This is a genomic window from Massilimicrobiota sp. SW1139 (genome assembly GCF_012027715.1).
GTDB classification, from domain to species: domain Bacteria; phylum Bacillota_I; class Bacilli_A; order Erysipelotrichales; family Coprobacillaceae; genus Allocoprobacillus; species Allocoprobacillus merdigallinarum.
In genome coordinates, this window is the sequence record NZ_SJOR01000007.1 from 42,875 (window position 1) to 67,810 (window position 24,936).

Genomic DNA, 24,936 nt, shown 5'->3' on the forward strand with positions numbered 1-24,936 from the left:
CAAAATCAATAAATGGAGGAAAGATTATGGCAGTAAAAATTAGATTAAAAAGAATGGGTGCAAAAAAATCACCATTTTATAGAATTGTAGCAGCAGATTCAAGAATGCCTAGAGATGGACGTTTCTTAGAACAATTAGGAACTTATGATCCTAGACAAGATCCAGCTGTTGTCACAATCAAAGAAGAAGAAGTTTTAGCATGGTTAAATAAAGGTGCTCAACCTTCTGATACAGTAAGAAATATCTTAAGCCAAAAAGGTATTATGAAAAAATTTGCTGATTCAAAAGCAAAAAAATAAGCTGGTGATATAAAGTGGATTACGTCAAAACTTTACAGGAACTTGCAAGTGAACTTGTTATTGAAAAAGATAAATTAGAAGTCAGACAGATGCCTTCATTAGATGAAGATACAATCGTTTTATATGTCTATGCTTCAAAAAGTGATATTGCAAGATTAATCGGTAGAAAAGGAATGATGGCTAATTCTATACGTCAACTTATGTCTGTAAGTGGACGTTTAAATCATCAAAAATTAGACATCAAATTTGAATCTTACGGAGAATAGATGTGGTTCCACATCTATTTTTTATTCAAGGAGGACATTATGAATCAAGTCATTGTTGGAAAAATCGTGAATACACATGGCATTAAAGGAGAATTGAAAGTAAAAGCATCAACAGATTTTATTGAAGAAAGATTTCAAAAAGGGGCTACGCTTTATTTGGAATATCAGGGCCAAACTATAGAAATGACAGTTGCTTCACACCGTTTTCATAAAGGACATGTGTTAGTGACTTTTGAAAATCATCGCGATATTAATTTAGTGGAAAAATATAAAGGATGTTTACTTTATGCTTGTAAAGATGAAAACTTATTAGGTGATGATGAATATTATGTTAGTGATATTATTGGCTGTCAGGTTTATAATGATGGTCAGTTGATTGGTGTTGTACAAGATGTTCAACTTTATGATCATCATGATATTTTAGTTGTTAAGGGAAAAGAAAAAATTATGATTCCTTATGTTGATGCTTTTATTGTTGATGAAGATATAGAAAATAAGCGTATAGACGTACATTTAATAGAGGGATTTTTATAATGAAAATTGATATTTTATCATTGTTTCCTGAAATGTTTAATGGTTTCTTAGAAACTTCTATTATCAAAAGAGCTATAGATGCACAAGTTGTGGAAGTTCACGTTCATGATTTTAGAGAATTTGCTGATAATAAACATAAAAAAGTAGATGATTATCCTTATGGTGGGGGACAAGGTATGGTTTTAATGTGTCAGCCTATTATTGATTGTTTAAAGACACTGACGACTCCTGACAGTCTTGTCATCTTAATGTCACCACAGGGACAGACATTTCATCAGCAATTAAGCTATCAATTATCTTTAGAAAAACATTTGATTTTTATATGTGGACATTACGAAGGATTTGATGAACGTATTCGTGACTATGTGGATATGGAACTTTCCATTGGTGATTATGTCTTAACAGGTGGAGAACTTGCCAGTATGGTATGTTGTGATGCGATTATTCGTTTATTGGAAGGCGCTATTCGTGAATCTTCTCATGAAGATGATTCTTTTAGTCAAGGATTGTTAGAATATCCACAATACACACGTCCTTATGAATATGATGGAAACTGTGTTCCTGATGTTTTGATGAGTGGTCATCATGAAAAAATTAGACAATGGCGTTTGGAACAATCTTTAAAGAAAACTTATTTGAAACGCCCTGATTTATTAAAAACTAGAAACTTTACTGATGAAGAATTAAAAATATTAGAAAAAATCACAAAAAAAGATTGATTTTTATAATAAAAAATGATAATATTTCTTAGTCTTTGGACGCAGAAGCTCCGCTGGTTAAATAACGTATGAACTTCGAAGATAAATTTTGTGAAGGAGGAAGTCATATCATGAATATGCAATTAGTACAAGAAATTACTAAAAAACAATTAAGAAACGACATTCCAGATTTCAAACCTGGAGATACTTTAAAAGTTTATGTAAAAATTCAAGAAGGAGATAAAACACGTACTCAGTTATTTGAAGGTGTTTGTATTGCTAGAAAAGGTGGAGGAATTTCTGAAACTTTTACTGTTAGAAAAATTTCTTACCAAGTTGGTGTAGAAAGAGTTTTCCCACTTCATTCACCAATCATTGATAGAATTGAAGTTGCTAAAATTGGTAAAGTACGTAGAGCTAAATTACATTACTTACGTGGATTATCAGGAAAAGCTGCAAGAATTAAAGAAATTCGTAAATAAAAAGTATGGGATGGTCCCATACTTTTTTTCTAGTCTTTTGAGCCTATTAAATGTATAATAAAAAGGTACATAGAAAAGGAGCGATGAGAATGAACAAAAAGAAACTCTATGTTTCTATTGTAGAAATTATAGTTGTGATTGCTGTGACTATCGGTATTTTTAAATTTGTTGTAATACCAGTAAGAATTGAAGGCATTTCAATGGAAAATACATTACATGATCATAGTATAGCTATGATTAATGCTATGGGAATTCAAGAAGATAATATCCATCGTTTTGATATTGTAGTGATTGATAGTCAGCAGCTTAATGAAAAGATTATTAAACGTGTTATAGGATTACCTAATGAAACAGTACGTTTTGAAAATGATGAATTATATATAAATGATGAGCTTGTTCAACAAGATTTTTTAGATCAGGATTTTGTTGAAGAATCAAAATTAACTTATAATGTTGAACAATTTACAGATGACTTTGAAGTCACTTTACAAGATGGTGAATATTTTGTGATGGGAGATAATCGTTTGCGTTCCACTGATTCTCGAGAGTTGGGACCATTTACTATTGATGATTTTGTTGGAACGAAAGGACTTGTGATCTATCCATTTACTGATATTCAATGGATTGATTAAAAAGGAGGGTGATGAAAATGGCAAATCAAGGTTCAAAAATGAATATTCATTGGTTTCCTGGACATATGGCTAAAGCTAGAAGAGAAATAACAGAAAAAATAAAAGTTATTGATATTGTCATTGAATTGGTAGATGCACGTGCTCCTTATTCATCAAAAAATCCAATGATTAATGAGATAACAAAAAATAAGCCTCGTCTTATTGTTTTAACAAAGAAGGATATGGCAGATGACCAGTATACCAAACAGTGGGTTCAATATTATGAAAAATGTGGCTATCAGGCTATGAGTGTGAATCTAAAGAATTTCAATGAATACCAGAAAGTTATTGAAAAATGCCGTGTTGTTTTGAAAGATAAAATGGAAAAGGAAAAAGCCAGAGGTCTCAAACCACGTGCTATTCGTGCTATGGTTTTGGGAATTCCAAATGTCGGGAAGTCAACTTTTATTAATAAACTGGCAAATCGTAAAGCTACAGTGACAGGAAATAAACCAGGTGTGACTAAGGCTCAACAAATTATTCGCATTGCTAAAGATTTTGAATTATTTGATACACCAGGTGTATTATGGCCAAAACTTGATGATGAACATGTGGCTAAAAATATAGCATTATTAGGATCAATCAAACAAAGTATTTTACCTTTAGATGATTTGTTTATTGAAGCTATGCGTTATTTGTCTAAGCATTATCCGGAACTTTTAAAAGAACGTTATCAATTAGAAATTGATGAAAATGATCCTGATTGGATTATTCATACATTTGATCATATTGCAAAAATAAGAAAAATAAAACCATTACGTGGGGAAACGGATTATGATCGTGTTATGGAACTTTTCTTTAGTGAAGTCAATGATGGTAGCATTGGAAAAATCACATGGGAGGATCCAACATGTGTGAACGACTAAAATATGAGCAAATGGCTTATGATTTAGGAAAACATTATATTGTGGGACTTGATGAAGCTGGTCGTGGTCCAATGGCTGGTCCATTGGTTGTAGGAGCTGTTATTTTCCCTCGAGATTATTATGATGAAAGAATTAATGATTCTAAAAAATTAACTGAAAAAAAACGTGAAGAACTTTATCGTATTATTATTGAAAATGCGTTAGCTTATCAAATTGAAATTATTGATGTTGAAGATGTTGACCGTTTAAACGTTTATCAGGCTAGTAAAAAAGGAATGCTGGACGCTATTGAACACATATCTATTCGTCCAGATTATGCATTGACAGATGCTATGCCTTTAGGTGATAGTATTGAACATCAGTCTATTATAAAAGGGGATGGATTATCTTTAAGTATTGGTGCAGCGAGTATTTTGGCTAAAGTGACACGTGATCGTATCATGCAGGATTATGCTAAAATATACCCTGAATATGGTTTTGATAAGCATAAGGGTTATCCCACAAAGCAACATAAAGAAGCTCTCAAAAAATATGGTGTGACACCTATTCATAGACATTCTTTTCAGCCAGTTATTGAGGTTTTAAATCAACAATTAAGTTTATTTGATGAATAAACACATCATCAGATTCTATATTTTTTTACTACAAAGTAAAAAATATCAAAATTATTATATCTTACATTCTGTGAAGTGCATTTTTCTCAATGCATTGATCAAAGCAATCAATAGAAAAATTGATTGTTTTTTATTTTTTGAAAAAAATTCATGGAAAAAAAGAAAAATGACAATTTTTTGCGTATATAAATAATAGGAGGATAATTATATGGAAGAATTAGTATTGTATTTTTCTTTAAAGTATGAAGGGGATTTTCAAAAAATCTATAAAGCTTTAATGAATAAAGAAAGAGTTGATGAAGAATTAAAAGTAAAATTAATGAAAAGGATGAATTGTCGTTACATAACAATTTTTAGTGATGAATATCCAGAATTGCTGAAACAGATTAACTGTCCACCATTTGTTTTGTATTATTATGGGGATTTATCATTGTTGAAAACAAAAACGATTGGGGTTGTGGGAATGCGTAATATGAGTGAATATGGGAAACGAGCAACACATTTGTTTGTGAAAGATTTAGTTCAAAATGGGTATACCATTGTCAGTGGGATGGCAAGAGGTATTGATACTGTAGCTCATCAAAATGCAATTGCCTATGGTGGACGTACCATTGCTGTACTTGGAACAGGGATTGAATACTGTTATCCTAAAGAGAATAGACTATTATATGAGGAGCTGAAAGAACATCAGTTGGTATTAAGTGAATATCCTTTTTTAACTGCTCCTCAAAAACGTCTGTTTCCATTTCGTAATCGTATTATTGCGGGTTTATCTTACAGTATATTAATAAGTGAGGCAAAACAAAAAAGTGGAACCATGATTACAGCTGGCTATGCTTTAGAACAAGGAAAAGACATTTATTGTATTCCAGGACGTTTTGATGATTATCAGGGGTGTAATGAGCTTATTAAACAGGGAGCTAAACTTGTTTTAAGTGCTCAGGATATTATGGAAGATGAAGATTATGGTTGACAAATCAAAAAAAAGACTTAATAATAGAAAACACGTAGGAGGTAATATGATGGGTAAGAATTTAGTGATTGTTGAGTCGCCATCAAAATCAAAAACAATTCAAAAGTATTTAGGTGCAGATTTTGAAGTGACTTCATCAAAAGGGCATATTAGGGACTTGGCAACTACCGGAAAAGGTGGTTTAGGAGTCGATGTGGAAAATAATTTCAAGCCTAATTATGTTATTAATAAAGACAAAAAAGATGTTGTGAAAGAGTTGAAAAAATGCGTGAAGGAAGCTGATTATGTTTATTTGGCTACTGACCCTGACCGTGAAGGTGAAGCAATCTCTTGGCATCTTGCAGAAGTGTTGGGATTAGATGAAAATTCAACAAATCGTATTGTTTTTAATGAGATTACACGTGATGCTGTTATCAATGCATTGAAAAATCCTCGTACAATTGATCAAAATCTTGTTAAATCACAAGAAACGAGAAGAGTTTTAGATCGTATTATTGGATTTAAGCTTTCTAAGCTTCTACAAAAAAAGATTAAATCGAAATCAGCTGGTCGTGTTCAGTCAGTTGCATTGAGGTTAATTTGTGAAAGAGAAAAAGAAATTGAAGCTTTTATTCCTGAAGAATATTGGAAAGTCAAAGCTCAATTTGAAAAAGATGATGTGACATTTGAAGCAGAGCTTGCTAAATATCACAATAAAAAAATTGAACTTCATAATGAAGAAGAAACAAATGCTGTTTATGAGGCTTTAAATAAAGAGTTTCGTGTTTCTGATGTGAAGAAAACACAGAAGAAACGTGCTTCAAAACCACCATTTATTACATCTACATTACAGCAGGAAGCATCTTCAAAGTTGAATTTTAAAGCAAAACGTACAATGATGATTGCTCAAAAACTTTATGAAGGTGTCGATATTGGTAATGAAACTGTCGGTCTTATTACGTATATGAGAACGGACTCTATTCGTTTATCTGAAGGATTTATTCATGAAGCTAAGCAATATATTGGTGAAAAGTTTGGTCAAGACTATGTCGGTAGTGTGAAGGTGTCAAAGAAAAAAGACAATGTTCAGGATGCTCATGAAGGTATTCGACCAACAAGTATTATGCGTACTCCAGAAAGTGTGAAAGAGTATTTAAGTCGTGATGAATATAAGTTATATTCTTTAATTTATGCTAGAACAATTGCTTCATTAATGGCTCCAGCTAAATTGAATGCTACAACACTTTCATTGGATAATAATGGTTATGAATTTAAAGCGAGTGGTTCAGTTATTTGCTTTGATGGATATTTAAGAGTTTATGGCGCTTATGAAAAACAAACTGATGAAATTCTACCTGAAGTGACAGTTGATGAAAAATTATTAAGTCAGGATATTCAAAAAACACAGCATTTTACAAAACCACCAGCTCGTTATAGTGAAGCAAAATTAATTAAGGAACTTGAAGATTTAGGAATTGGTAGACCAAGTACTTATGCAAGTATTATTGATACAATTGTAACAAGACAATATGTTGAACTTGTTGATAAAGCATTTAAACCAACGGAGTCAGGTTTATTAACAAATGAAAAGCTTGTTGAATTCTTTGATAGTATTATCAATGTTGAATATACAGCTCAAATGGAAAAAGAACTTGATGAAATTGCTGAAGGACATGATGATTATGTTCATGCTTTAACAACATTTGAAGATAAATTTGAACCTTTGTTAGAAAATGCTTATGATAAGATGGAGCAGATTCAACCACAAAAAACAGGGGAAACATGTCCTGAATGTGGTGGTGATCTAGTGATTCGTAAAGGAAAATATGGATCATTTGTTGCTTGTTCTAACTATCCAACATGCAAATATATTAAAAAGGAACCTGAAACGATTGAGTATACAGGAGAAACATGTCCAAAATGTGGTAGTCCAATGATTTATAAGACAGGACGTTATGGAAAGTTTGAAGCATGTTCAAATTATCCTGAGTGTAAATATATTAAAAATGAACGAAAAAAAGCTGAACCAGTGATGACAGATGAAGTTTGTCCAAAATGTGGTAGTCCAATTGTCATTAAAAAGGGACGATTTGGAGAATTTAAAGCTTGTTCAGCTTATCCAAAATGTAAAACAATTATTAAATAAAAGTCCCATATGGGACTTTTTAGAAAGGAAAAACAAATGGAAAGAGTCAATATTATAGGGGGCGGATTAGCAGGAGTAGAAGCTGCTCATCAGTTGGTTTTACGCAATATTCCTGTGCGTCTATATGAAATGCGTCCACATCAGACAACTGGTGCTCATAAAACTGAATACTTTGCTGAATTGGTTTGTTCTAATTCATTAAGAGCAGATGGACTTCATAATGCTGTAGGTGTATTAAAAAAAGAAATGGAAATGAATCACAGTTTAATTATGAAATTTGCCAGAGAACATCAAGTTCCTGCTGGAGGTTCATTAGCTGTTGATCGTTTTGGGTTTTCAAAAGCAATTAGTGAATACATCGAATCTCAGCCATTAATTGAAGTTGTACGACAAGAAGTGACTCGGATTCCTGAAGGTCCAACAATTATTGCTTCAGGCCCACTGACAAGCCCTGCTTTATCACAAGATATTCAACAATTATTGCAGAAAGATTATTTTTATTTTTATGATGCAGCAGCACCTATCATAGAAAAAGAAAGTATTGATTTTTCAAAAGCTTATCTCAAATCAAGATATGATAAAGGAGATGCTGAATATATTAACTGTCCGATGAATGAAGAACAATTTGAAGCTTTTTATAAAGCTTTAATTGAAGCTGAAGTTGTTAAACCAAAAGATTTTGAAGAAAAGTTTTTTGAAGGCTGCATGCCTTTTGAAGAAATTGCCAGAAGAGGAAAACAGACTTTACTTTTCGGACCGATGAAACCTGTTGGATTAGAAAAGGATGGTCAAAGACCATATGCTGTTGTTCAATTAAGACAAGACAATGCTGTTGGTTCACTTTATAATATTGTTGGATTCCAGACACATTTAAAATGGGGAGAACAGGAACGTATTATTCATATGATTCCTGGTTTAGAAAATGCTAAAATTGTACGATATGGTGTTATGCATCGAAACTGTTTTATCTGTTCGCCTCGCTATCTGAAACCAACATATCAGTTTATAAATCGTGATGATCTGTTTTTTGCTGGACAAATGACAGGTGTTGAAGGATATGTGGAGTCAGCTCAAAGTGGCATAGTGGCTGGTATTAATATGGCAAGATATTTACAAGATCAGGAATTACTGATTTTTCCTAGAGAGACAGTGATGGGCTCTTTAGCATATTATATTACTCATGGTAGTGAAGAGGATTTTCAGCCAATGAAAGCTAATTTTGGAATTTTACCTGATTTAGCTGTGCGTGTGAAGAAAAAAGAACGTAAGGATGCCTATGCCAAACGAGCTATTGAAACAATGGAGGATTTTATTTCAAATGTCTGATTTTTATAAGACAATGAAAGAATATTTACATTATTTGCAGTATTTTAAAAACTATTCATCTTTAACAATCAAAGGATATCAAAGAGATATTGAAGAGTTTATTCAATACTGTCAGCGTGAGAATATTTCTTGTTTTGAAACAGTGAAGTATTCTTTTTTAAGAGGCTATTTGGCTTATTTACATACTAAGAATTTATCACCTAAAACGATTAATCATCATATGAGTAGTCTAAGAGGACTTTATCGCTATTTACAAAAAGAAGAACGCATTGATGATAATCCGTTTCTACTTATCGAATCGTTGAAAGAACCACAACGTCAACCAGATTTTTTATATATTGATGAAATGTTAGATTTGTTAGATAGTATTGATACACATACATCATTAGGGCGTCGTAATAAAGCAATGCTTGAATTAATGTATGCCTCAGGACTACGTTGTTCAGAAGTTGTAGAGTTGCAGTTATCACAAATTGATTTTTCTAGACAACTGCTGTTGATTCACGGAAAAGGTGGTAAAGATCGTTACGTTCCGTTTCATGATTATGCGGCTTCATGGTTAAAAGATTATATTGAAAACGATCGCCAAGAGATAATGTCAAAATCACAACAGGATCATCATTTTGTATTTATTAATAAGTTTGGTAAACCGTTAACAAATCGTGGTGTGGAAGATATTGTCAATCGTGTTGTCAAAGCATATGATCCCACTAAGAAAATTCATCCTCATACCATTCGTCATTCTTTTGCAACGCATTTATTAGAACAGGGTATTGATTTACGTGTTGTTCAGGAGCTATTAGGACATGCTCATTTATCAACAACACAGGTTTATACACACATTACAAAACAGCATTTAAAAGAAATTTATGATCACTCACATCCAAGAAATCAACAAAATCATTAAGAAGTGAGAATATTTGAAAAAAATGTTGACGATAAGATGATAAAATGATAATATACAAATGTTGTAGACCTCTAGCTACAACCGCACATACAAGGTGTTAAAGCGAAGCTGCCTTGATTGGCGAGTCTGAGATTATTATAAAAAGAAGGAGGTACATCATGTACGCAATTATTGAAACTGGTGGAAAACAATTAAAAGTTGAAGTTGGAGATTCTATTTTTGTTGAAAAATTAGATGTTGCTGAAGGAGAAGAAGTTGTTTTAGATAAAGTTTTATTTATTGGAGATAAAACAAATAAAATCGGTAATCCTTATATTAAAGGAGCTACTGTCACTGCTCAAGTTGAAAAACAAGGTAAAGAAAAGAAAGTTTTAATCTATAAATATAATCCTAAAAAGCATTATCATAAAAAACAAGGTCATAGACAACCTTATACAAAATTAGTGATCAAAGATATTAAAAAAACTGCTAGAAAAGCAGCTCCAAAAAGCGAAACTGCAGAAGCTGCTGAATAATGATTGAAGCTGTTATTAAAAAGCACAAACAATCCATTGTTCAAATAACGGTTTCTGGACATGCTCAAAGTGCTGAATATGGCAAAGATTTAGTATGTGCTGGAGTAAGTACTGCTTGCATAGGAATTGCAAATGCATTGGTGCATTATCAGTTTTTATCACAAGAGCTAGGTACGATTGAGATTAATGATGGATATATTGATATTAAGGTTCAACATACGAATGAGCAGATTCAAGTGGTGCTAGGGACATTTGAAGTCATGCTGGAAACAATTGAAGAATCTTATTCAAAATACATGAAAATCAAAAAGATGGAGGTATGAAACCATGATGTTTAAGTTAGATTTACAATTATTCGCTTCTAAAAAAGGTGTTGGTTCAACAAAAAATGGTCGTGATTCTGAATCAAAAAGATTAGGAGCTAAATTATCTGATGGGCAATTCTGTACTGCTGGTTCTATCATTTACAGACAAAGAGGAACTAAAATCCATCCAGGTGTAAATGTTGGAAAAGGTGGAGATGACACTTTATTTGCAAAAGTAGATGGTGTTGTGAAATTTGAAAGAGACGGAAGAACAAGAAAAAAAGTTTCTGTTTATCCAGCTGCTTAATAGGAACCCCTTATATGGGGTTCTTTTTTTGAAAAAGACGGTAAAGAAGGTGAAAAGATGAAGTTTATTGATAAAGTACATATTTATGTTGAAGCAGGTAAAGGTGGCGACGGTGTTGTGGCATTTCGTCGTGAAGCCTATGTACCTAAAGGTGGACCTGCTGGAGGAGATGGTGGAAAAGGTGGTAGTATTATTTTTGAAGCTACAACATCACTTTCCACTCTATTAGACTTTAGATATCATCGTGAATATAAAGCAAAAAGTGGTGGTCAGGGAATGGCTAAAAAGATGCATGGTGCAGATGGTGCTGATATGATTTTAAAAGTTCCTGTTGGAACTGTCATTTATGATGAAGATAGTGGACGTGTTTTAGCTGATTTAACTCATGATAAGCAAAGAGCGGTGATTGCTAAAGGTGGACGTGGTGGACGTGGAAATGCACGATTTGCAACAAGTCGTAATCCTGCTCCAACTATTTGCGAACGCGGAGAACCTGGTGAAAAATATAATTTGATTTGTGAATTAAAATTACTTGCGGATGTTGGGTTGGTTGGATTCCCATCAGTGGGGAAATCAACGTTATTATCAGTTGTAACACGTGCAAAGCCAGAGATTGCTGATTATCATTTCACAACAATTGTTCCTAATTTAGGAGTGGCTCAATCTAAAGATGGACGTTCATTTGTTATGGCTGATTTACCTGGTTTGATTGAAGGAGCCAGTCAAGGAAAAGGATTAGGTCATCAGTTCTTACGTCATATTGAAAGATGTCGAGTTATTGTTCATGTTATTGATATGGGTGGTACTGAAGGTCGTGATCCTTATGAAGATTATTTGGCTATTAATAAAGAGCTTGGTGAATATAAATATCGTTTATTAGATAGACCACAAATCATTGTTGCTAATAAGATGGATGAACCTGCAGCTGAGGAAAATCTTGAACGTTTTAAAGCTCAATTGAATGAAGATATTCCTGTTTTTCCTGTTATTGCTTTGATTCAAGAAGGTGTAGATATGGTTCTTTATGCAATTGCGGACTTATTGGATCGTACACCATCATTTGCCAGTGAAGAGGAAGAAACAGAAAACAGTGTTCTCTATACATATGAAAAACCAGATGAAATTGGATTTGAAATTCATAATATGGGTAATGGGCAATGGCACGTTACTGGTGAAAGAGTGGAAAAAATTGTTCAAATGGCATCGCTTGGTAGCGATGATGGTGTCAAACGTTTTGCACAGAAAATGCGTAATATTGGTTTGGATGATGCTTTGCGTGTGGCAGGTGTTCAAGCTGGAGACACAGTTTCAATTTTAGATTTTGAATTTGAGTTTTATGAATAAACCAATTCCATAATAGATGAAAAAATGAGAAAATTGCTTCTCATTTTTTTATTTATGTTAAAAGTGTGCTATAATGATGTGGATATTATGAAATGGGAGTTGTCACATGTATAGTTATATTAAAGGTGTTATTGTCGATATGTGTAAAGATCATATCGTGGTAGATAATCAAGGAATTGGTTATTTAATTTATGTTTCTAATCCTTATCAGTTTACAAAAGGAAAAGAAACATTAGTTTATGTGTATCAACAGGTCAGAGAAGATGGTATTATTTTGTTTGGTTTTTTAACCAAAGAAGAAAAAGATTTGTTTTTGAAGTTGATACTTGTCAAGGGAATTGGTTGTAAAACGGCTATTGGTATTTTAGCTACTGGTGATGTTCAAGCAATTATTTCAGCAATTGAATCCAAAAATATTACCTATTTAAGAAAAATCCCAGGTATTGGACCTAAGGCCGCTCAACAGATTGTATTAGATTTACAAGGTAAATTTGATATACCATCATCACAAATTGTTTTAACATCAGTAGAATTTGATGAAGCTGTAGAAGTTTTGATAGCTTTAGGATATAAACGTCAGGATGTTGATCGTGTGATGAATACACTTTCTCATGAATCGCTAGATACAAATGGGTATGTAAAAAAAGCTCTAGGTTTATTAGTCAAGATATAGGAGGGTGACTATGGATTTAAATCATGATGTTTTAGATATCAATGAACATATAGAAGATGAAGAAAATCAATTAAGACCTCAATCTTTTGATGAATATATTGGACAAAGTCATTTGAAGAAGAATTTAAAAGTTTTTGTTGGGGCGGCTAAACTAAGAAATGAAACATTGGATCATGTTTTATTGTATGGGCCACCTGGTTTAGGAAAAACAACTATGTCCATGATTATTGCTAATGAAATGGGAACGCATTTAAAAGCAACAACTGGACCAAGTATTGAAAAAACTGGTGATTTGGTTGCTATTTTAACATCACTTGAACCTGGAGATGTCTTATTTATTGATGAAATTCATCGTTTGAATAAAGTAGTAGAAGAAATTTTATATCCAGCAATGGAAGATTTCTATGTAGATGTTGTTATTGGAAAAGAAGCTTCAACACGTTCTATTCGCATTGATTTGCCACCTTTTACACTTGTTGGAGCGACAACACGTGCTGGTGATTTATCAGCACCATTAAGAGATCGTTTTGGTATTGTTTCTAAACTTGAATATTACAATGTTGAAGAATTAACATCTATTATTAATCGTACCAGCCAGGTTTATCATATTGAAATGGATGATGAAGCTAAAATTGAATTAGCCAAAAGATCACGTGGAACACCAAGAATTGCCAATCGTTTATTTAGACGAGTGAGAGATTTTGCACAATATAATGGTGATGATGTTATTACAAAAGAAAGAACAGTGGAAGCTTTACAATCGTTAAAAGTAGATGAATTAGGTTTAGATGATGTTGATCATAAATATCTATTAGGTATTATTCAACGTTTTCGTGGTGGGCCAGTTGGCTTAGAGGCTATTGCTGCAAGCATTGGTGAAGAACCATTGACTTTAGAAGATGTTTATGAACCTTATTTATTGCAGACAGGATTGATTAAAAGAACGCCTAGAGGGCGTGTTGTTACTGAATTAGCATATCAGCATTTTCACATTTTAAAAGAATCTTAGGATTCTTTTTTTATTTGAGGAGGTATTTATGAAAAAGAAATATCAAGTGTTAGGTCTGATTATTTTAATGATATGTTCTATTGTATATGATTTTCAAAAACCAGATGTTCAAAAAGAAGAGATGATTTCTTTGTCTTATGTTATTTTAGAAGGGGAATTTTTAAAAACAGGAAAGTATGAATTTGAAGGTGAAAAAACAATTCAGGATATTATTGATGAGGTTGGCGTTTCTGAGCAAGCTAATTTAAACTCTGTAAAGGGTGATAAGATTGTTGAAGATGAAAGTCGTTTATATATACCACCCCAACAAGAGCATGCGATTTCTTTAAATGATGCCTCTCAAGAGGAACTTATGAGTTTGCAGGGAGTAGGCGAAAAAACAGCGTTAAAAATTATTGATTATCGTCAACAACATCCTTTTGAAACAATTGAGGATATTATGAATATCCGTGGAATTGGAGAAAAAACATATTTAAGGCTTAGGGAACATCTATGCTTATAAGATATCATTGTTTCTATTATGCATTAGGACTTCTATGTCTGACATTGGGAAAAGTTCTTCATCCACTTTTTTATTTGTTATTAGGGGTTTATGCTATTTTTGTTTATCGACGATTATCTTTATATCATTTATGTTTGATGATACTTTTATGTATCATTTTTTATTTACAGCCACATCATATTTTACAATTACCTTCAGTGATTGAAGGTGAAGTCATTAAAGCAAGTGAAAAATATTGTTATTTGAAAACAGATATAGGGACCGTTAAGCTTTATCATCAGGAAGCTATTGAATATGGTGATGTGATTAAAGCAAAAGTTGAACCACTAGAGCTTTATGAAAATACAAATGATTATGCTTTTTGTGAAAGAGATTATCTTTATGGACAAAAGATTTTTCATAAAGCTTATTTACAGACATTACTTAAGCAACAGCATCATCCTACATTTTATCACTGGCTAGAACAGCGTTTATCAGACCATCAGGATATAAATGATTATCAGAAATTATTTATTTTAGGTGAAAGAAATGAAAGCATTCATGATGATTATCAGGTTTTGACAGATTTATCTTTAGTCCATATGTTTGCTTTATCAGGTATGCATATTCATATTTTGTATGCTCTCATCAAAAATGTTCTTGGTTTATTTCTGCCACGTTCTTTGTCTCGATTGATAACCTATTTATTGATTGGTTTTTATATTTTTTCTATCCCAATGCTTGTGTCTTTATATCGTGCTTTTTTTGTTTTATTGTTGTATGATTTATTGAAAAAGTGGCTGAATAAATTAGATGTTTTTGCTATTTTGATTATGATATCTTTATTTTATAATCCTTATATCATTTTTAATATTTCTTTTGTTTTTTCTTATTTTGTTTATTTTATTGTTTTATTGACACAACATATGCGTTATTCTTCATTTTGGATTTATTTATCTTCTTTACCTATTATTCTCACACTTAATGCTCAAATTCCACTGATTGCTTTTTTTGTTAGTGATATTTTGAATCTTTTTATTGAATATTTTTATAGTTTATGTATTTTTTCAATTATTTTTCCTGCTTTAGAAATTATTTTAAAATATTATGTAAATGTTTTTCAAAGTATTTTATCATTTTTAGAAACAATCAATCATTTTATTGTTTTTTCAAAACCTACATTAGCATGGCTTGTCTTGTTTTATTTCTTTTATTTTCGGCTTTTATTACGTCAGGAGATCCAGCATCGCTATCGCCATGATATTTGTGCTTTACTTTCATTAATGCTGGTATTAAATGTATGGAGTCAATATAAGATTTATGGAGAAGTGACAATGATTGATGTTGGACAGGGAGATTGTACTTTGATTCGTTTACCAATGAATCAGGGGCATATTTTAATTGATACTGGAGGTCATCAGGAATATGATTTGGCTACACAAACAATTATTCCCTATTTAAAGTCAGTTGGAATTTCACATTTAGATTATGTTTATATTTCTCATGATGATTTTGATCATTGTGGAGCATTAGATTCTTTGCTGGAACATTTTTCAGTTGGACAAGTGATTGATAGTTTTGAAGAGAGTCGACAAATTGGATGTGCTCATATTCAAATGTTAAAAAGTGACAAAGTTTATAGTGATTCGAATGATCAGTCTTTACTCATGTATGTGACTTTACCAGCTATGAATATTCTGTTTATGGGGGATGCTTCTGTTGCTGTTGAAAAGGATATTGAAAAACAGCTTCAAGACTTAGATGTTGATGTTCTTAAAGTATCTCATCATGGAAGTGCAACGGCTACATCAGCCACTTTTTTATCACAAATTCATCCTGAAATTGCAATGATTGGTGTCAAGAAGGATAATATGTATCATCATCCATCATTAGAAGTGATTGAACGATTGCAAAGAAAAGGAATCACAATTTTACGTACTGATCAAGATGGGATGTTTCATATTCGATTTTATGGAAAAGAGCGTTACATTTTAAGATGATTCATGTATAATGATAGGCGTGGGGTGATTCTATGAATTTTGTTATTTATGGTGAAGATAAATTATTAATGGAACAAAGATTGAAGACATTAAAGAAAAAATATCATATTCAGGAAGATGATATGAATATTGTGACATATTGGTGTCAGGACACACCGTTATCATCTATCATAGAAGATGCTTTAACACCACCTTTTTTAAGTGAGTATAAAATGATTGTTGTGAAAAACCCCGTTTTTTTGACAACTCAAAAACAAAAAATAGCAAGTGATGAAGATATTCAAAAATTTATGGATTATTTAAAACTAGACAATCCTACTACAGTTCTTGTCATCTATCATGATCAAAGAAATTTTGATGAAAGAAAAAAAGTTGTTAAAGAGTTGCGTAAAAATGCTCATTTTTATGATATTGAAAAAATGGATGAACATCAATTATATAAAGCCACTCATCAGGCTATTAAAAGTCGTGGCTGTGAGATTGATGAAGAAGCTTTAAGGTTGTTTTTATCACGTATGCCAAATAATTTATTAGAAATTTCTCAGGAAGTTCAAAAACTTTGTTTATATACAAAGCATATTACAACACAGACAGTTGATTTGTTAGTGAGTAAACAGATTGAAGAAAATGTGTTTGAATTAACTCAAGCTATTTTAAACAAGGAAACAGCGAGAAGTTTTCGTATTTATAAAGATCTTATTATGAATAATGAAGAACCAGTGAAATTAATTGTGTTGATTGGAAATGCTATGCGTTTATTATACCAGGTGAAATTATTGGATAGAAAAGGCTATAATGATAAAGAAATAGCCCAAATGTTATCTATTAAATCTGGCCGTTTGTGGTATATTAGACGAGATAGTCGAAATTTTGATTTGAAAGAATTATTGGTTTGTATTGATGAGTTATCACAACTTGATATTGCGATAAAAACAGGAAAAATTGATAAATACAAGGGTTTAGAACTCTTTTTAATGCGAATGGGAGGAAATGGAAAATGGAATCAATGAGAGAATTATTTAAAATTGGTGTTGGGCCCTCTTCATCACATACGATGGGCCCTCAAAGGGCAGCCTTAAAAATAAGTGAAATGTATCCTGAAGCCACACATTTTCATGTTGATTTACATGGTTCATTGGCTTTAACAGGGAAGGGACATTTAACTGATTATATAATTGAAAAGACTTTTGCGCCAAAACCTGTTCAATTTTCTTTTAAAAGTGAAGAATTACCTTTTCATCCTAATGGCATGATTGTTCATGTTTATAAGGATGATGTAAAAATGAAAACGGTAGAAGTTTATTCTATTGGTGGTGGTTCCATCCTATTTAAAGGAGATTTGGCTCAAGATCCAGTTCAGGTATATCAACAAAATACAATGAAAGAAATACTTGACTATGTAGATGTTCATGGTATTTCTTTATATGATTATGTTTTAGAAAATGAAGGTGAAGATTTTGATCATTTTCTTTCTGATATATTGGAAGCTATGTTTGAAAGTGTTGAAAATGGTTTGAAAAAAGAAGGAGTCATTCAAGGAAAGCTAAAATTAAAAAGAGTAGCAAAATCAATGTTTCAACAGGCGCAAAATACGCGACGTGAAGCTGATCGTGAAAGACTATTTATTTCTAGTTATGCTTATGCTGTGTCAGAAGAAAATGCTGATGGTGGACAAATTGTGACAGCACCAACATGTGGGGCGAGTGGTATTATGCCAGCTATTCTTTATTATTGTTATAAGCAATTACATATTGAAAAGAAAGATTTGATTAAAGCTTTAGCTATTGGCGGTTTATTTGGTAATGTTGTTAAAACAAATGCTACAATTTCTGGCGCTGATGGTGGTTGTCAGGCAGAAGTAGGAACGGCCTGTGCAATGGCGGCTGCTACAATGGCTTGGATATATGAACTTAATAATTCGTTAATAGAGTATGCTGCTGAAATGGGATTAGAACACAATCTAGGATTGACTTGTGATCCTGTAGGTGGTTATGTTCAAATTCCATGTATTGAGCGTAATGGATATGGATCATTACGTGCATTAGATGCAGCAATGTTAGCTAAACAGTTAGGTTATTTAAGAAAAAACAAAGTGTCTTTTGATACTATTGTCAAAGTCATGAAAGAAACGGGTAAAGATTTATCTAGTGATTATAAAGAAACCTCTCTAGGTGGATTAGCGAAAGAATTTGGTTTATCATGAGTGCTTTATATGTTCATGTTCCATTCTGTCAGCATATTTGTAGTTATTGTGATTTTTGTAAAGTCTTTTATGATGAAAAATGGGCCTGGGATTATTTAAAAGCTTTATCTTTTGAAATAAAAGATAAAGCTTTATCAACATCTTATGATAGTATCTATATTGGTGGTGGAACACCAACTGCTCTTACTTATCAGCAGCTTCAATACTTATTTGAATTATTAAAACCTTTTTCCAAACAAGTTCAAGAATATAGTATCGAAGTCAATCCAGAAACAATGGATCAAGAAAAATTAGAGCTTTGTTTTCAAAATGGTGTCAATCGTTTAAGCATTGGTGTCCAGACCTTTCGTGATGATTTATTAAAAAAGATTGGTAGAGTTCATACCTCTAAACAAGTTTTAGAACTCATAAAAGATGCTCAAACAATAGGCTTTCAGGATATTAATATTGACTTGATGTATGGTTTACCAGATCAGACATTAGAAGATGTTCAAGCAGATATTCAACAATTATGTCAATTAGACATAGGACATGTTTCCTATTATGCGTTGATTTTAGAGGATCATACAATCTTAAAAAATATGAATTATCAGCCTTTGGATGATGAAGAAGATGCCAAGTGGTATCATTTTATACGACAAGAATTAAAAAAATATGGTTTCCATCAATATGAAGTGAGTAATTATTATCGTTATAAACCATCATTGCATAATCTTGTATATTGGCATTATCAGGATTATGAGGGGATTGGTCTTTCTGCACATTCATTAAAAAAACATCATCGTTATGAAAATACAAAATCTTTGACACGTTATTTGAATCATCATTATTTAGAAAATGATATTCCATTGTCTATGGAGGATTGCTTGTTTGAAAAAATCATGATGGGTTTACGTTTGAATGAAGGGATTTCTCTTGAGGAAATGAATAGATTATTTGATATTGATTTTCAAGTGAAATATCAAGATGTCATTACTAAATATCAAAATATGAATTTTTTAGAAATAACGAATGGATATTTAAAAACAACATCTTTAGGGATGGATTATCTCAATAATATTTTAATAGATTTTTTAGAAGATGAACAGGGATGACCTGTTTTTCATTCTTTTTTAGCACAAAAGTGTTGACAGTGCTAAAAAGATGAGTATAATGTAATTAGCACAAGAGGAAAAGGAGTGCTAAAGGAGGCTATGATATGCTGACAGCTAGGCAATTACTGATTTTAAAATGTATTGTTGAAGAATTTGTGGAAACGGCTGAGCCAGTAGGATCAAAAACCTTAATGACGAAATATCAGCTTCCTTATTCGAGTGCAACAATTAGAAATGAAATGTCGTTTCTAGAAGAACACGGTTACTTAGAGAAGACGCATACGTCTTCAGGGCGTGTCCCATCAACAAAAGGATATCGTTTTTATGTCGATACCTTGATGCAACCTAGTGTAGATGACGAGGTGAAAAATCAGGTTTCAACAATTTTGGGAGACCGACATCGCTCTTTAAATGAAATTATTAAAGAGAGTTGCCAAATTTTAAGTCAATTGACTCATTTGACAACAGTCGCATTAGGACCAAATGCAATTTATGAACATTTACAGAATATTACGCTTGTTCCTTTGTCTGAACATACTGTGACAGCCATTATCGTCACAGATAAAGGACATGTCGAAAATCGAAACTTCAATATTACGAATAATGCTTATATGGAAGATTTAACGAGTTGTGTCAATGTCATGAATGAACTGCTTGATGGAACACCGATGAATCAAGTCGTTTATCGTTTAGAAAGAGATGTCAAACCTATATTAAGTGCTCGTATTAAAGAACATGAAGTTCTATTCAATGCTTTCTTGGAAGCATTTATGAAGTTTGCGAATAACAATGTTTATTTTTCTGGAAAAGAGAATATGTTATATCAGCCAGAATATAACGATGTGAATAAATTACGTCGTTTAGTAACTGCATTTGAAAATTCACAATCTTGGAAAAGTTTGGAACCGATTGCTTTGGAAGATGGTGTAACGGTCAGAATTGGAAGTGATTCACCAATAAAGGATTTAAATGATGTTTCGGTGATTTCAGCTTCGTTTAAAACAGGGAATGAGTCTAAAGGATCTATTTCAGTCATTGGGCCAACACGTATGCCTTATGAGAAAGTCGTTTCTTTAGTTGAGTATATTTCAAAGAGCTTAGAAGAAGTTCTTGTGAGTCAAAATGATGAAGATGATGAATAGAGGTGAAACAATGGCAAAGGAAAAGGAAACTGAAAAAGAAGAAGTGACAGAAGAAGTTGTAGATGAACAAACAAATGAAAATGAAGAAAAGAAAGATGAGAATACAACAGAAAGCTTAGAAAAGCAAATGAAAAAATTGGAAGAAGAAGTCAATACATGGAAAACGGATTATTATAAAGTTTTTGCAGATATGGAAAACTTAAAAAGACGTTTAGAAAAAGAACATCAAAATTCATTAAAATTTATGATGCAGTCATTTATTGAAGAATTACTTCCAGTAGTGGATAATTTTGAACGTTCGTTGAATGTGCAAAATCCAAGTGAAGAAGTTCAAACTTTCTTGAAAGGTTATCAGATGATCTTTGATCAGTTGATGAACATTTTAAAGAAAAATGGTGTAGAAGTGATTGAAGCTCAAGGTAAAGAATTTGATCCAAATCTACATCAGGCAGTTATGACAACACAAGATGAAAATTTTGATCACAATGTTGTTGTAGAAGAACTTCAAAAAGGTTACAAATTGAAAGATCGCGTTATTCGTGCATCTTTAGTCAAAGTCAATGAATAAATTTTAGGAGGATGATCATTATGGGTAATAAAATTATTGGTATTGATTTAGGAACAACAAACTCATGTGTAAGTGTGATGGAAAATGGTGAAGCAAAAGTTATTGCAAATCCTGAAGGATTAAGAACAACTCCATCTGTTGTTGCTTTCAAAAATGGAGAAATTATTGTTGGTGAAGCTGCTAAACGTCAAGCAGTTACAAACAAAGAAACTGTTATGTCAATTAAAAGACATATGGGTACAAGCTATAAAGAACATGTTAATGGTAAAGATTATACACCTCAAGAAATTTCAGCTATGATTTTACAAAACTTAAAAGCAACTGCTGAATCTTATTTAGGTGAATCAGTTAATCGTGCTGTTATTACAGTACCGGCATATTTCAATGATGCTCAACGTCAGGCAACAAAAGATGCTGGTAAAATTGCTGGATTAGAAGTTGAACGTATTATCAACGAACCAACTGCAGCAGCATTAGCATTTGGTGTTGATAAATTAGATAAAGAACAAAAAGTTTTAGTTTATGACTTAGGTGGAGGAACATTTGATGTTTCTATCCTTGATTTAGCTGATGGTATGTTTGAAGTTTTAGCTACTGCTGGTGATAACCATTTAGGTGGAGATGACTTTGACCAAGCTATCATGAACTGGATTGTTGCTGAATTCAAAAAAGAACAAGGTGTTGACTTAAGCAACGATAAAATGGCTATGCAACGTGTAAAAGAAGCTGCAGAAAAAGCAAAGAAAGATGTTTCTGGTATGATGCAAACTCAAATTTCATTACCATTCATTTCTGCTGGTCCAGCTGGTCCATTACATCTTGAATTAACACTAACAAGAGCTAAATTTGATGAATTAACACATGATTTAGTTATGCGTACAGAAGGACCTGTAAGACAAGCATTAAGCGATGCAGGTATGTCTCCAAGTGATATTGATCAAGTTTTATTAGTTGGTGGTTCTACACGTATTATTGCAGTTCAAGAATCAGTAAAGAGATTACTTGGAAAAGAACCTAACAAATCAGTAAACCCTGATGAAGTTGTTTCTATGGGTGCTGCAATCCAAGGTGGAGTTATTGCTGGAGATGTTAAAGACATTGTCTTACTAGATGTAACACCATTATCATTAGGTATTGAAACAATGGGTGGAGTTATGACTGTCTTAATTGAAAGAAATACAACTATCCCAACAACTAAATCACAAATCTTCTCTACTGCTGCTGATAATCAACCTGCTGTTGATATCAACGTATTACAAGGTGAAAGAACAATGGCTAAAGATAATAAACAATTAGGTTTATTTAAATTAGATGGTATTGAACCTGCACCTAGAGGAGTACCTCAAATTGAAGTAACTTTCAGCATTGATGTTAACGGTATTGTTAATGTTAAAGCAAAAGATATGAAAACACAAAAAGAACAATCTATCACTATTCAAAACTCAACTGGTTTAAGTGATGAAGAAATTGATAGAATGGTTAAAGAAGCTGAAGCAAATAAAGCTGATGACGAAAAGAAACGTAAAGATATTGAAACAAGAAATAAAGCAGAACAAATGATTAATGAAATTGATAAAGCTTTAGCTGAACAAGGTGATAAGATTGATGATAATCAAAAAGCTCAAGCTACTGCTTTAAGAGATGAATTAAAGAAAGCATTAGATGCTAACGATATGGCTACACTTGAAGCAAAAATGAGTGAATTAGAACAAGTTGCTCAACAAATGGCAGCATATCAATATCAACAATCACAACAAGGAGCTAATCCAACAGGTGATGCTTCAAATACAGCAACTCAAGATGATGATGTTGTTGATGCAGATTTTACAGAAAAAAATTAAAATAAAGCCAAGGCTTTGCCTTGGTTTTATCTAGTCAAGAGGTGAGATTATGGCTGAAAAAAGAGATTATTATGAAGTGCTTGGTATATCAAAGAGTGCCAGTGCTGATGAAATAAAAAGAGCATATCGTAAAATGGCTAAAAAATATCACCCTGATGTCAATAAGGAACCTGGAGCAGAAGAAAAGTTTAAAGAAGTTCAGGAAGCCTATGATGTTTTATCTGATGACAATAAAAAAGCTGCCTACGATCGTTATGGTCATGCTGCATTTGATCAAGCTGGTGGATTCGGTGGAGGAGCCGGAGGCTTTGGCGGATTTGGTGGCTTTGAAGATGTTGACTTAGGAGATATTTTTGGTTCATTCTTTGGTGGTGGAGGATCACGTCAAAGAAAAAGTGGACCTATGCGTGGTGAAGACCGCTTTGTTCAATTAGAAATTGATTTTATGGATGCTATTAAAGGTAAGAAGGCAGAAATTAAAATCAATTATGATGAACAATGTTCACATTGTCATGGAACTGGTGCGAAAACACCTAACGATTATCAGACATGTTCTAGATGTGGTGGAACAGGTACGATTCGTACACAACAACGTTCGCCTTTTGGAACGTTTGTAAATCAGACAACATGTCCTGATTGCCATGGTACAGGTAAAGTCGTTAAAGAAAAATGTCCTCACTGTCATGGTAATGGATATGTCAATAAAAATATAACAGTTGAATTAAATATACCAGCTGGTATTAATACGCACCAACAGTTACGTGTTCAAGGTAAAGGACATCGTGGTACAAATGGTGGACCTAATGGTGATTTATATGTTGAAATCTATGTCAAACCACATCAACACTTCCAACGTGATGGTAGAAACATTTATATTTCTATTCCAATTTCAGCAGTTGATGCCACTCTAGGTTGTGAAGTAGATGTCCCAACGGTTTATGGTGATGTGACATTAAAAGTTCCAGAAGGAACACAACCAGGTACAACATTACGTTTAAAGGGTAAAGGTGTGAAGGATTTACGTAGTGATAATTATGGAGATCAATTTGTTAAAATTGATGTTAAGATTCCTACAAAATTATCTCGTGAAGAAAAAGATCTTTATCATAAGTTAAAAAAAGCCGCAAAAAAAGAATCAATCTTTGATCAATTCAAAAAAGGTTTTAGAAGATAGCATGAATTTGTTATCTTCTTTTTTCATATGATAGGGTATAATGATTGAATAAAAGAGCATAAAAAAAGCATCCAGGAAGGATGCAATCTTTATCATTAAGCACTTTTTCTAAGAGTTCTTAATTCTCTTGCTGAAATTTTTACTTTTTTTGGTTTACCATTGACTAAAATAGTAGCTTTTTGTAAGTTAACATTCCATTTTCTCTTAGTTGCATTTAATGCATGAGAACGAGAATTACCAGACATAGGTCCTTTTCCGCTCACTTCACATTTTCTAGCCATTATATTCACCATCCTTTACAAAGTGTCATTCACATACCTAAGTATAATATCATTAATAAAATGAAAATGCAAATACTTTTTTATATAAACATAAAAAATATTTTGTATTTGAACGTAAATATAATATATGAAAAATATGAATATTTCAATATTTTTTTAAATTTTATTTACAAGATAATATAAGTGGGTTATAATGCGTATGCATTGTTATGAAATAATTGTCAACAATTTAAAAATA

The 24,936-nt window shown here is 32.3% G+C and carries 28 protein-coding genes and 1 other annotated feature; of the genes, 27 read left to right on the forward strand and 1 reads right to left on the reverse strand.

Annotated elements, in window-relative coordinates:
* The first annotated feature begins 26 nt into the window (after window positions 1–26).
* The 27 genes from rpsP to dnaJ all read left to right on the forward strand — a co-directional run bounded on the left by rpsP (window position 27) and on the right by dnaJ (window position 24,417).
* Window positions 27–299, forward strand: coding sequence for a 30S ribosomal protein S16 (rpsP, locus tag E0K96_RS05575; protein ID WP_087242909.1), 273 nt, complete (start codon window positions 27–29; stop codon window positions 297–299).
* A gap of 14 nt (window positions 300–313) precedes the next feature.
* Window positions 314–565: a KH domain-containing protein gene (locus E0K96_RS05580; protein WP_087242907.1), complete on the forward strand. Its 252-nt coding sequence runs from the start codon at window positions 314–316 to the stop codon at window positions 563–565.
* 39 nt (window positions 566–604) lie between these two features.
* The gene (rimM, locus tag E0K96_RS05585) at window positions 605–1,099 is read left to right on the forward strand and encodes a ribosome maturation factor RimM (protein ID WP_224762536.1); all 495 of its coding nucleotides are present in this window, start codon (window positions 605–607) and stop codon (window positions 1,097–1,099) included.
* The gene (trmD, locus tag E0K96_RS05590) at window positions 1,099–1,818 is read left to right on the forward strand and encodes a tRNA (guanosine(37)-N1)-methyltransferase TrmD (RefSeq protein WP_087242905.1); all 720 of its coding nucleotides are present in this window, start codon (window positions 1,099–1,101) and stop codon (window positions 1,816–1,818) included. The genes rimM and trmD overlap by 1 nt, the downstream gene beginning before the upstream one ends.
* A gap of 110 nt (window positions 1,819–1,928) precedes the next feature.
* On the forward strand, window positions 1,929–2,279 hold the full coding sequence (gene rplS, locus E0K96_RS05595; RefSeq protein WP_087242903.1) for a 50S ribosomal protein L19: 351 nt from the start codon (window positions 1,929–1,931) through the stop codon (window positions 2,277–2,279).
* A gap of 89 nt (window positions 2,280–2,368) precedes the next feature.
* On the forward strand, window positions 2,369–2,911 hold the full coding sequence (gene lepB, locus E0K96_RS05600; protein WP_240924448.1) for a signal peptidase I: 543 nt from the start codon (window positions 2,369–2,371) through the stop codon (window positions 2,909–2,911).
* A 17-nt stretch (window positions 2,912–2,928) separates the two neighbouring features.
* Window positions 2,929–3,816, forward strand: coding sequence for a ribosome biogenesis GTPase YlqF (ylqF, locus tag E0K96_RS05605; RefSeq protein WP_224759470.1), 888 nt, complete (start codon window positions 2,929–2,931; stop codon window positions 3,814–3,816).
* A complete protein-coding gene (locus E0K96_RS05610) occupies window positions 3,801–4,430 on the forward strand; it encodes a ribonuclease HII (RefSeq protein ID WP_168081795.1) in 630 nt (209 codons plus the stop codon). The genes ylqF and E0K96_RS05610 overlap by 16 nt, the downstream gene beginning before the upstream one ends.
* Before the next feature lie 208 nt (window positions 4,431–4,638).
* Window positions 4,639–5,403: a DNA-processing protein DprA gene (gene dprA, locus E0K96_RS05615; RefSeq protein ID WP_168081797.1), complete on the forward strand. Its 765-nt coding sequence runs from the start codon at window positions 4,639–4,641 to the stop codon at window positions 5,401–5,403.
* Between the two features lie 49 nt (window positions 5,404–5,452).
* Window positions 5,453–7,528, forward strand: a complete 2,076-nt coding sequence (gene topA, locus E0K96_RS05620) for a type I DNA topoisomerase (RefSeq protein WP_168081799.1) — start codon at window positions 5,453–5,455, stop codon at window positions 7,526–7,528.
* Between the two features lie 36 nt (window positions 7,529–7,564).
* On the forward strand, window positions 7,565–8,854 hold the full coding sequence (trmFO, locus tag E0K96_RS05625) for a methylenetetrahydrofolate--tRNA-(uracil(54)-C(5))-methyltransferase (FADH(2)-oxidizing) TrmFO (protein ID WP_168081801.1): 1,290 nt from the start codon (window positions 7,565–7,567) through the stop codon (window positions 8,852–8,854).
* Window positions 8,847–9,761 carry a site-specific tyrosine recombinase/integron integrase gene (gene xerA, locus E0K96_RS05630; protein WP_168081803.1) on the forward strand — a complete coding sequence of 305 codons (915 nt, stop codon included), beginning with the start codon at window positions 8,847–8,849 and terminating at the stop codon, window positions 9,759–9,761. The genes trmFO and xerA overlap by 8 nt, the downstream gene beginning before the upstream one ends.
* 69 nt (window positions 9,762–9,830) lie before the next feature.
* Window positions 9,831–9,899: a sequence feature (ribosomal protein L21 leader region), on the forward strand.
* A 20-nt stretch (window positions 9,900–9,919) separates the two neighbouring features.
* Entirely contained in the window at window positions 9,920–10,276 is a 357-nt protein-coding gene (gene rplU, locus E0K96_RS05635) for a 50S ribosomal protein L21 (protein ID WP_087242889.1), read from the forward strand.
* On the forward strand, window positions 10,276–10,599 hold the full coding sequence (locus E0K96_RS05640) for a ribosomal-processing cysteine protease Prp (RefSeq protein ID WP_168081805.1): 324 nt from the start codon (window positions 10,276–10,278) through the stop codon (window positions 10,597–10,599). The genes rplU and E0K96_RS05640 overlap by 1 nt, the downstream gene beginning before the upstream one ends.
* A 4-nt stretch (window positions 10,600–10,603) precedes the next feature.
* Entirely contained in the window at window positions 10,604–10,888 is a 285-nt protein-coding gene (gene rpmA, locus E0K96_RS05645) for a 50S ribosomal protein L27 (RefSeq protein WP_087242885.1), read from the forward strand.
* 57 nt (window positions 10,889–10,945) lie between these two features.
* Window positions 10,946–12,232 (forward strand): GTPase ObgE, encoded by a 1,287-nt coding sequence (obgE, locus tag E0K96_RS05650; RefSeq protein WP_087242882.1) that lies wholly within the window; start codon window positions 10,946–10,948, stop codon window positions 12,230–12,232.
* 106 nt (window positions 12,233–12,338) lie between these two features.
* Entirely contained in the window at window positions 12,339–12,905 is a 567-nt protein-coding gene (gene ruvA / locus E0K96_RS05655; RefSeq protein WP_087242880.1) for a Holliday junction branch migration protein RuvA, read from the forward strand.
* A gap of 10 nt (window positions 12,906–12,915) precedes the next feature.
* A complete protein-coding gene (ruvB, locus tag E0K96_RS05660; RefSeq protein ID WP_087242876.1) occupies window positions 12,916–13,914 on the forward strand; it encodes a Holliday junction branch migration DNA helicase RuvB in 999 nt (332 codons plus the stop codon).
* 28 nt (window positions 13,915–13,942) lie between these two features.
* Window positions 13,943–14,416 (forward strand): ComEA family DNA-binding protein, encoded by a 474-nt coding sequence (locus E0K96_RS05665; RefSeq protein ID WP_168081807.1) that lies wholly within the window; start codon window positions 13,943–13,945, stop codon window positions 14,414–14,416.
* Window positions 14,407–16,395, forward strand: coding sequence for a DNA internalization-related competence protein ComEC/Rec2 (locus E0K96_RS05670; RefSeq protein ID WP_168081809.1), 1,989 nt, complete (start codon window positions 14,407–14,409; stop codon window positions 16,393–16,395). Before E0K96_RS05665 ends, E0K96_RS05670 begins: the two co-directional genes overlap by 10 nt.
* A gap of 32 nt (window positions 16,396–16,427) precedes the next feature.
* Window positions 16,428–17,405, forward strand: coding sequence for a DNA polymerase III subunit delta (gene holA / locus E0K96_RS05675; RefSeq protein ID WP_087242870.1), 978 nt, complete (start codon window positions 16,428–16,430; stop codon window positions 17,403–17,405).
* Window positions 17,393–18,598 carry an L-serine ammonia-lyase, iron-sulfur-dependent, subunit alpha gene (locus E0K96_RS05680; protein WP_168081811.1) on the forward strand — a complete coding sequence of 402 codons (1,206 nt, stop codon included), beginning with the start codon at window positions 17,393–17,395 and terminating at the stop codon, window positions 18,596–18,598. Before holA ends, E0K96_RS05680 begins: the two co-directional genes overlap by 13 nt.
* The gene (hemW, locus tag E0K96_RS05685) at window positions 18,595–19,692 is read left to right on the forward strand and encodes a radical SAM family heme chaperone HemW (protein ID WP_087297686.1); all 1,098 of its coding nucleotides are present in this window, start codon (window positions 18,595–18,597) and stop codon (window positions 19,690–19,692) included. Before E0K96_RS05680 ends, hemW begins: the two co-directional genes overlap by 4 nt.
* Before the next feature lie 104 nt (window positions 19,693–19,796).
* Window positions 19,797–20,834 carry a heat-inducible transcriptional repressor HrcA gene (gene hrcA / locus E0K96_RS05690; RefSeq protein WP_168081813.1) on the forward strand — a complete coding sequence of 346 codons (1,038 nt, stop codon included), beginning with the start codon at window positions 19,797–19,799 and terminating at the stop codon, window positions 20,832–20,834.
* A gap of 10 nt (window positions 20,835–20,844) precedes the next feature.
* Window positions 20,845–21,402, forward strand: a complete 558-nt coding sequence (gene grpE / locus E0K96_RS05695) for a nucleotide exchange factor GrpE (protein ID WP_240924449.1) — start codon at window positions 20,845–20,847, stop codon at window positions 21,400–21,402.
* Window positions 21,403–21,422: 20 nt separating this feature from the next.
* A complete protein-coding gene (gene dnaK / locus E0K96_RS05700; RefSeq protein ID WP_087242862.1) occupies window positions 21,423–23,243 on the forward strand; it encodes a molecular chaperone DnaK in 1,821 nt (606 codons plus the stop codon).
* A 49-nt stretch (window positions 23,244–23,292) separates the two neighbouring features.
* Complete coding sequence (gene dnaJ, locus E0K96_RS05705) at window positions 23,293–24,417, forward strand: molecular chaperone DnaJ (protein WP_168081817.1); 1,125 nt, start codon at window positions 23,293–23,295, stop codon at window positions 24,415–24,417.
* A 95-nt stretch (window positions 24,418–24,512) separates the two neighbouring features.
* Here dnaJ and rpmB read toward each other — a convergent pair whose 3' ends face one another.
* On the reverse strand, window positions 24,513–24,698 hold the full coding sequence (gene rpmB / locus E0K96_RS05710) for a 50S ribosomal protein L28 (protein WP_087242858.1): 186 nt from the start codon (window positions 24,696–24,698) through the stop codon (window positions 24,513–24,515).
* Window positions 24,699–24,936: the final 238 nt, after the last annotated feature.

Coding starts and splice junctions, on each gene's coding strand:
- rpmB (WP_087242858.1), bottom strand. CDS start 24,698: ATGGCTAGAAAATGTGAAGTGAGCGGAAAAGGACCTATGTCTGGTAAT.
- dnaJ (WP_168081817.1), top strand. CDS start 23,293: ATGGCTGAAAAAAGAGATTATTATGAAGTGCTTGGTATATCAAAGAGT.
- rplU (WP_087242889.1), top strand. CDS start 9,920: ATGTACGCAATTATTGAAACTGGTGGAAAACAATTAAAAGTTGAAGTT.
- grpE (WP_240924449.1), top strand. CDS start 20,845: ATGGCAAAGGAAAAGGAAACTGAAAAAGAAGAAGTGACAGAAGAAGTT.
- rpmA (WP_087242885.1), top strand. CDS start 10,604: ATGATGTTTAAGTTAGATTTACAATTATTCGCTTCTAAAAAAGGTGTT.
- rimM (WP_224762536.1), top strand. CDS start 605: ATGAATCAAGTCATTGTTGGAAAAATCGTGAATACACATGGCATTAAA.
- E0K96_RS05670 (WP_168081809.1), top strand. CDS start 14,407: ATGCTTATAAGATATCATTGTTTCTATTATGCATTAGGACTTCTATGT.
- E0K96_RS05680 (WP_168081811.1), top strand. CDS start 17,393: ATGGAATCAATGAGAGAATTATTTAAAATTGGTGTTGGGCCCTCTTCA.
- dnaK (WP_087242862.1), top strand. CDS start 21,423: ATGGGTAATAAAATTATTGGTATTGATTTAGGAACAACAAACTCATGT.
- hrcA (WP_168081813.1), top strand. CDS start 19,797: ATGCTGACAGCTAGGCAATTACTGATTTTAAAATGTATTGTTGAAGAA.
- hemW (WP_087297686.1), top strand. CDS start 18,595: ATGAGTGCTTTATATGTTCATGTTCCATTCTGTCAGCATATTTGTAGT.
- topA (WP_168081799.1), top strand. CDS start 5,453: ATGGGTAAGAATTTAGTGATTGTTGAGTCGCCATCAAAATCAAAAACA.
- lepB (WP_240924448.1), top strand. CDS start 2,369: ATGAACAAAAAGAAACTCTATGTTTCTATTGTAGAAATTATAGTTGTG.
- obgE (WP_087242882.1), top strand. CDS start 10,946: ATGAAGTTTATTGATAAAGTACATATTTATGTTGAAGCAGGTAAAGGT.
- ruvA (WP_087242880.1), top strand. CDS start 12,339: ATGTATAGTTATATTAAAGGTGTTATTGTCGATATGTGTAAAGATCAT.
- rplS (WP_087242903.1), top strand. CDS start 1,929: ATGAATATGCAATTAGTACAAGAAATTACTAAAAAACAATTAAGAAAC.
- dprA (WP_168081797.1), top strand. CDS start 4,639: ATGGAAGAATTAGTATTGTATTTTTCTTTAAAGTATGAAGGGGATTTT.
- trmD (WP_087242905.1), top strand. CDS start 1,099: ATGAAAATTGATATTTTATCATTGTTTCCTGAAATGTTTAATGGTTTC.
- rpsP (WP_087242909.1), top strand. CDS start 27: ATGGCAGTAAAAATTAGATTAAAAAGAATGGGTGCAAAAAAATCACCA.
- E0K96_RS05665 (WP_168081807.1), top strand. CDS start 13,943: ATGAAAAAGAAATATCAAGTGTTAGGTCTGATTATTTTAATGATATGT.
- ylqF (WP_224759470.1), top strand. CDS start 2,929: ATGGCAAATCAAGGTTCAAAAATGAATATTCATTGGTTTCCTGGACAT.
- holA (WP_087242870.1), top strand. CDS start 16,428: ATGAATTTTGTTATTTATGGTGAAGATAAATTATTAATGGAACAAAGA.
- E0K96_RS05640 (WP_168081805.1), top strand. CDS start 10,276: ATGATTGAAGCTGTTATTAAAAAGCACAAACAATCCATTGTTCAAATA.
- E0K96_RS05610 (WP_168081795.1), top strand. CDS start 3,801: ATGTGTGAACGACTAAAATATGAGCAAATGGCTTATGATTTAGGAAAA.
- ruvB (WP_087242876.1), top strand. CDS start 12,916: ATGGATTTAAATCATGATGTTTTAGATATCAATGAACATATAGAAGAT.
- trmFO (WP_168081801.1), top strand. CDS start 7,565: ATGGAAAGAGTCAATATTATAGGGGGCGGATTAGCAGGAGTAGAAGCT.
- xerA (WP_168081803.1), top strand. CDS start 8,847: ATGTCTGATTTTTATAAGACAATGAAAGAATATTTACATTATTTGCAG.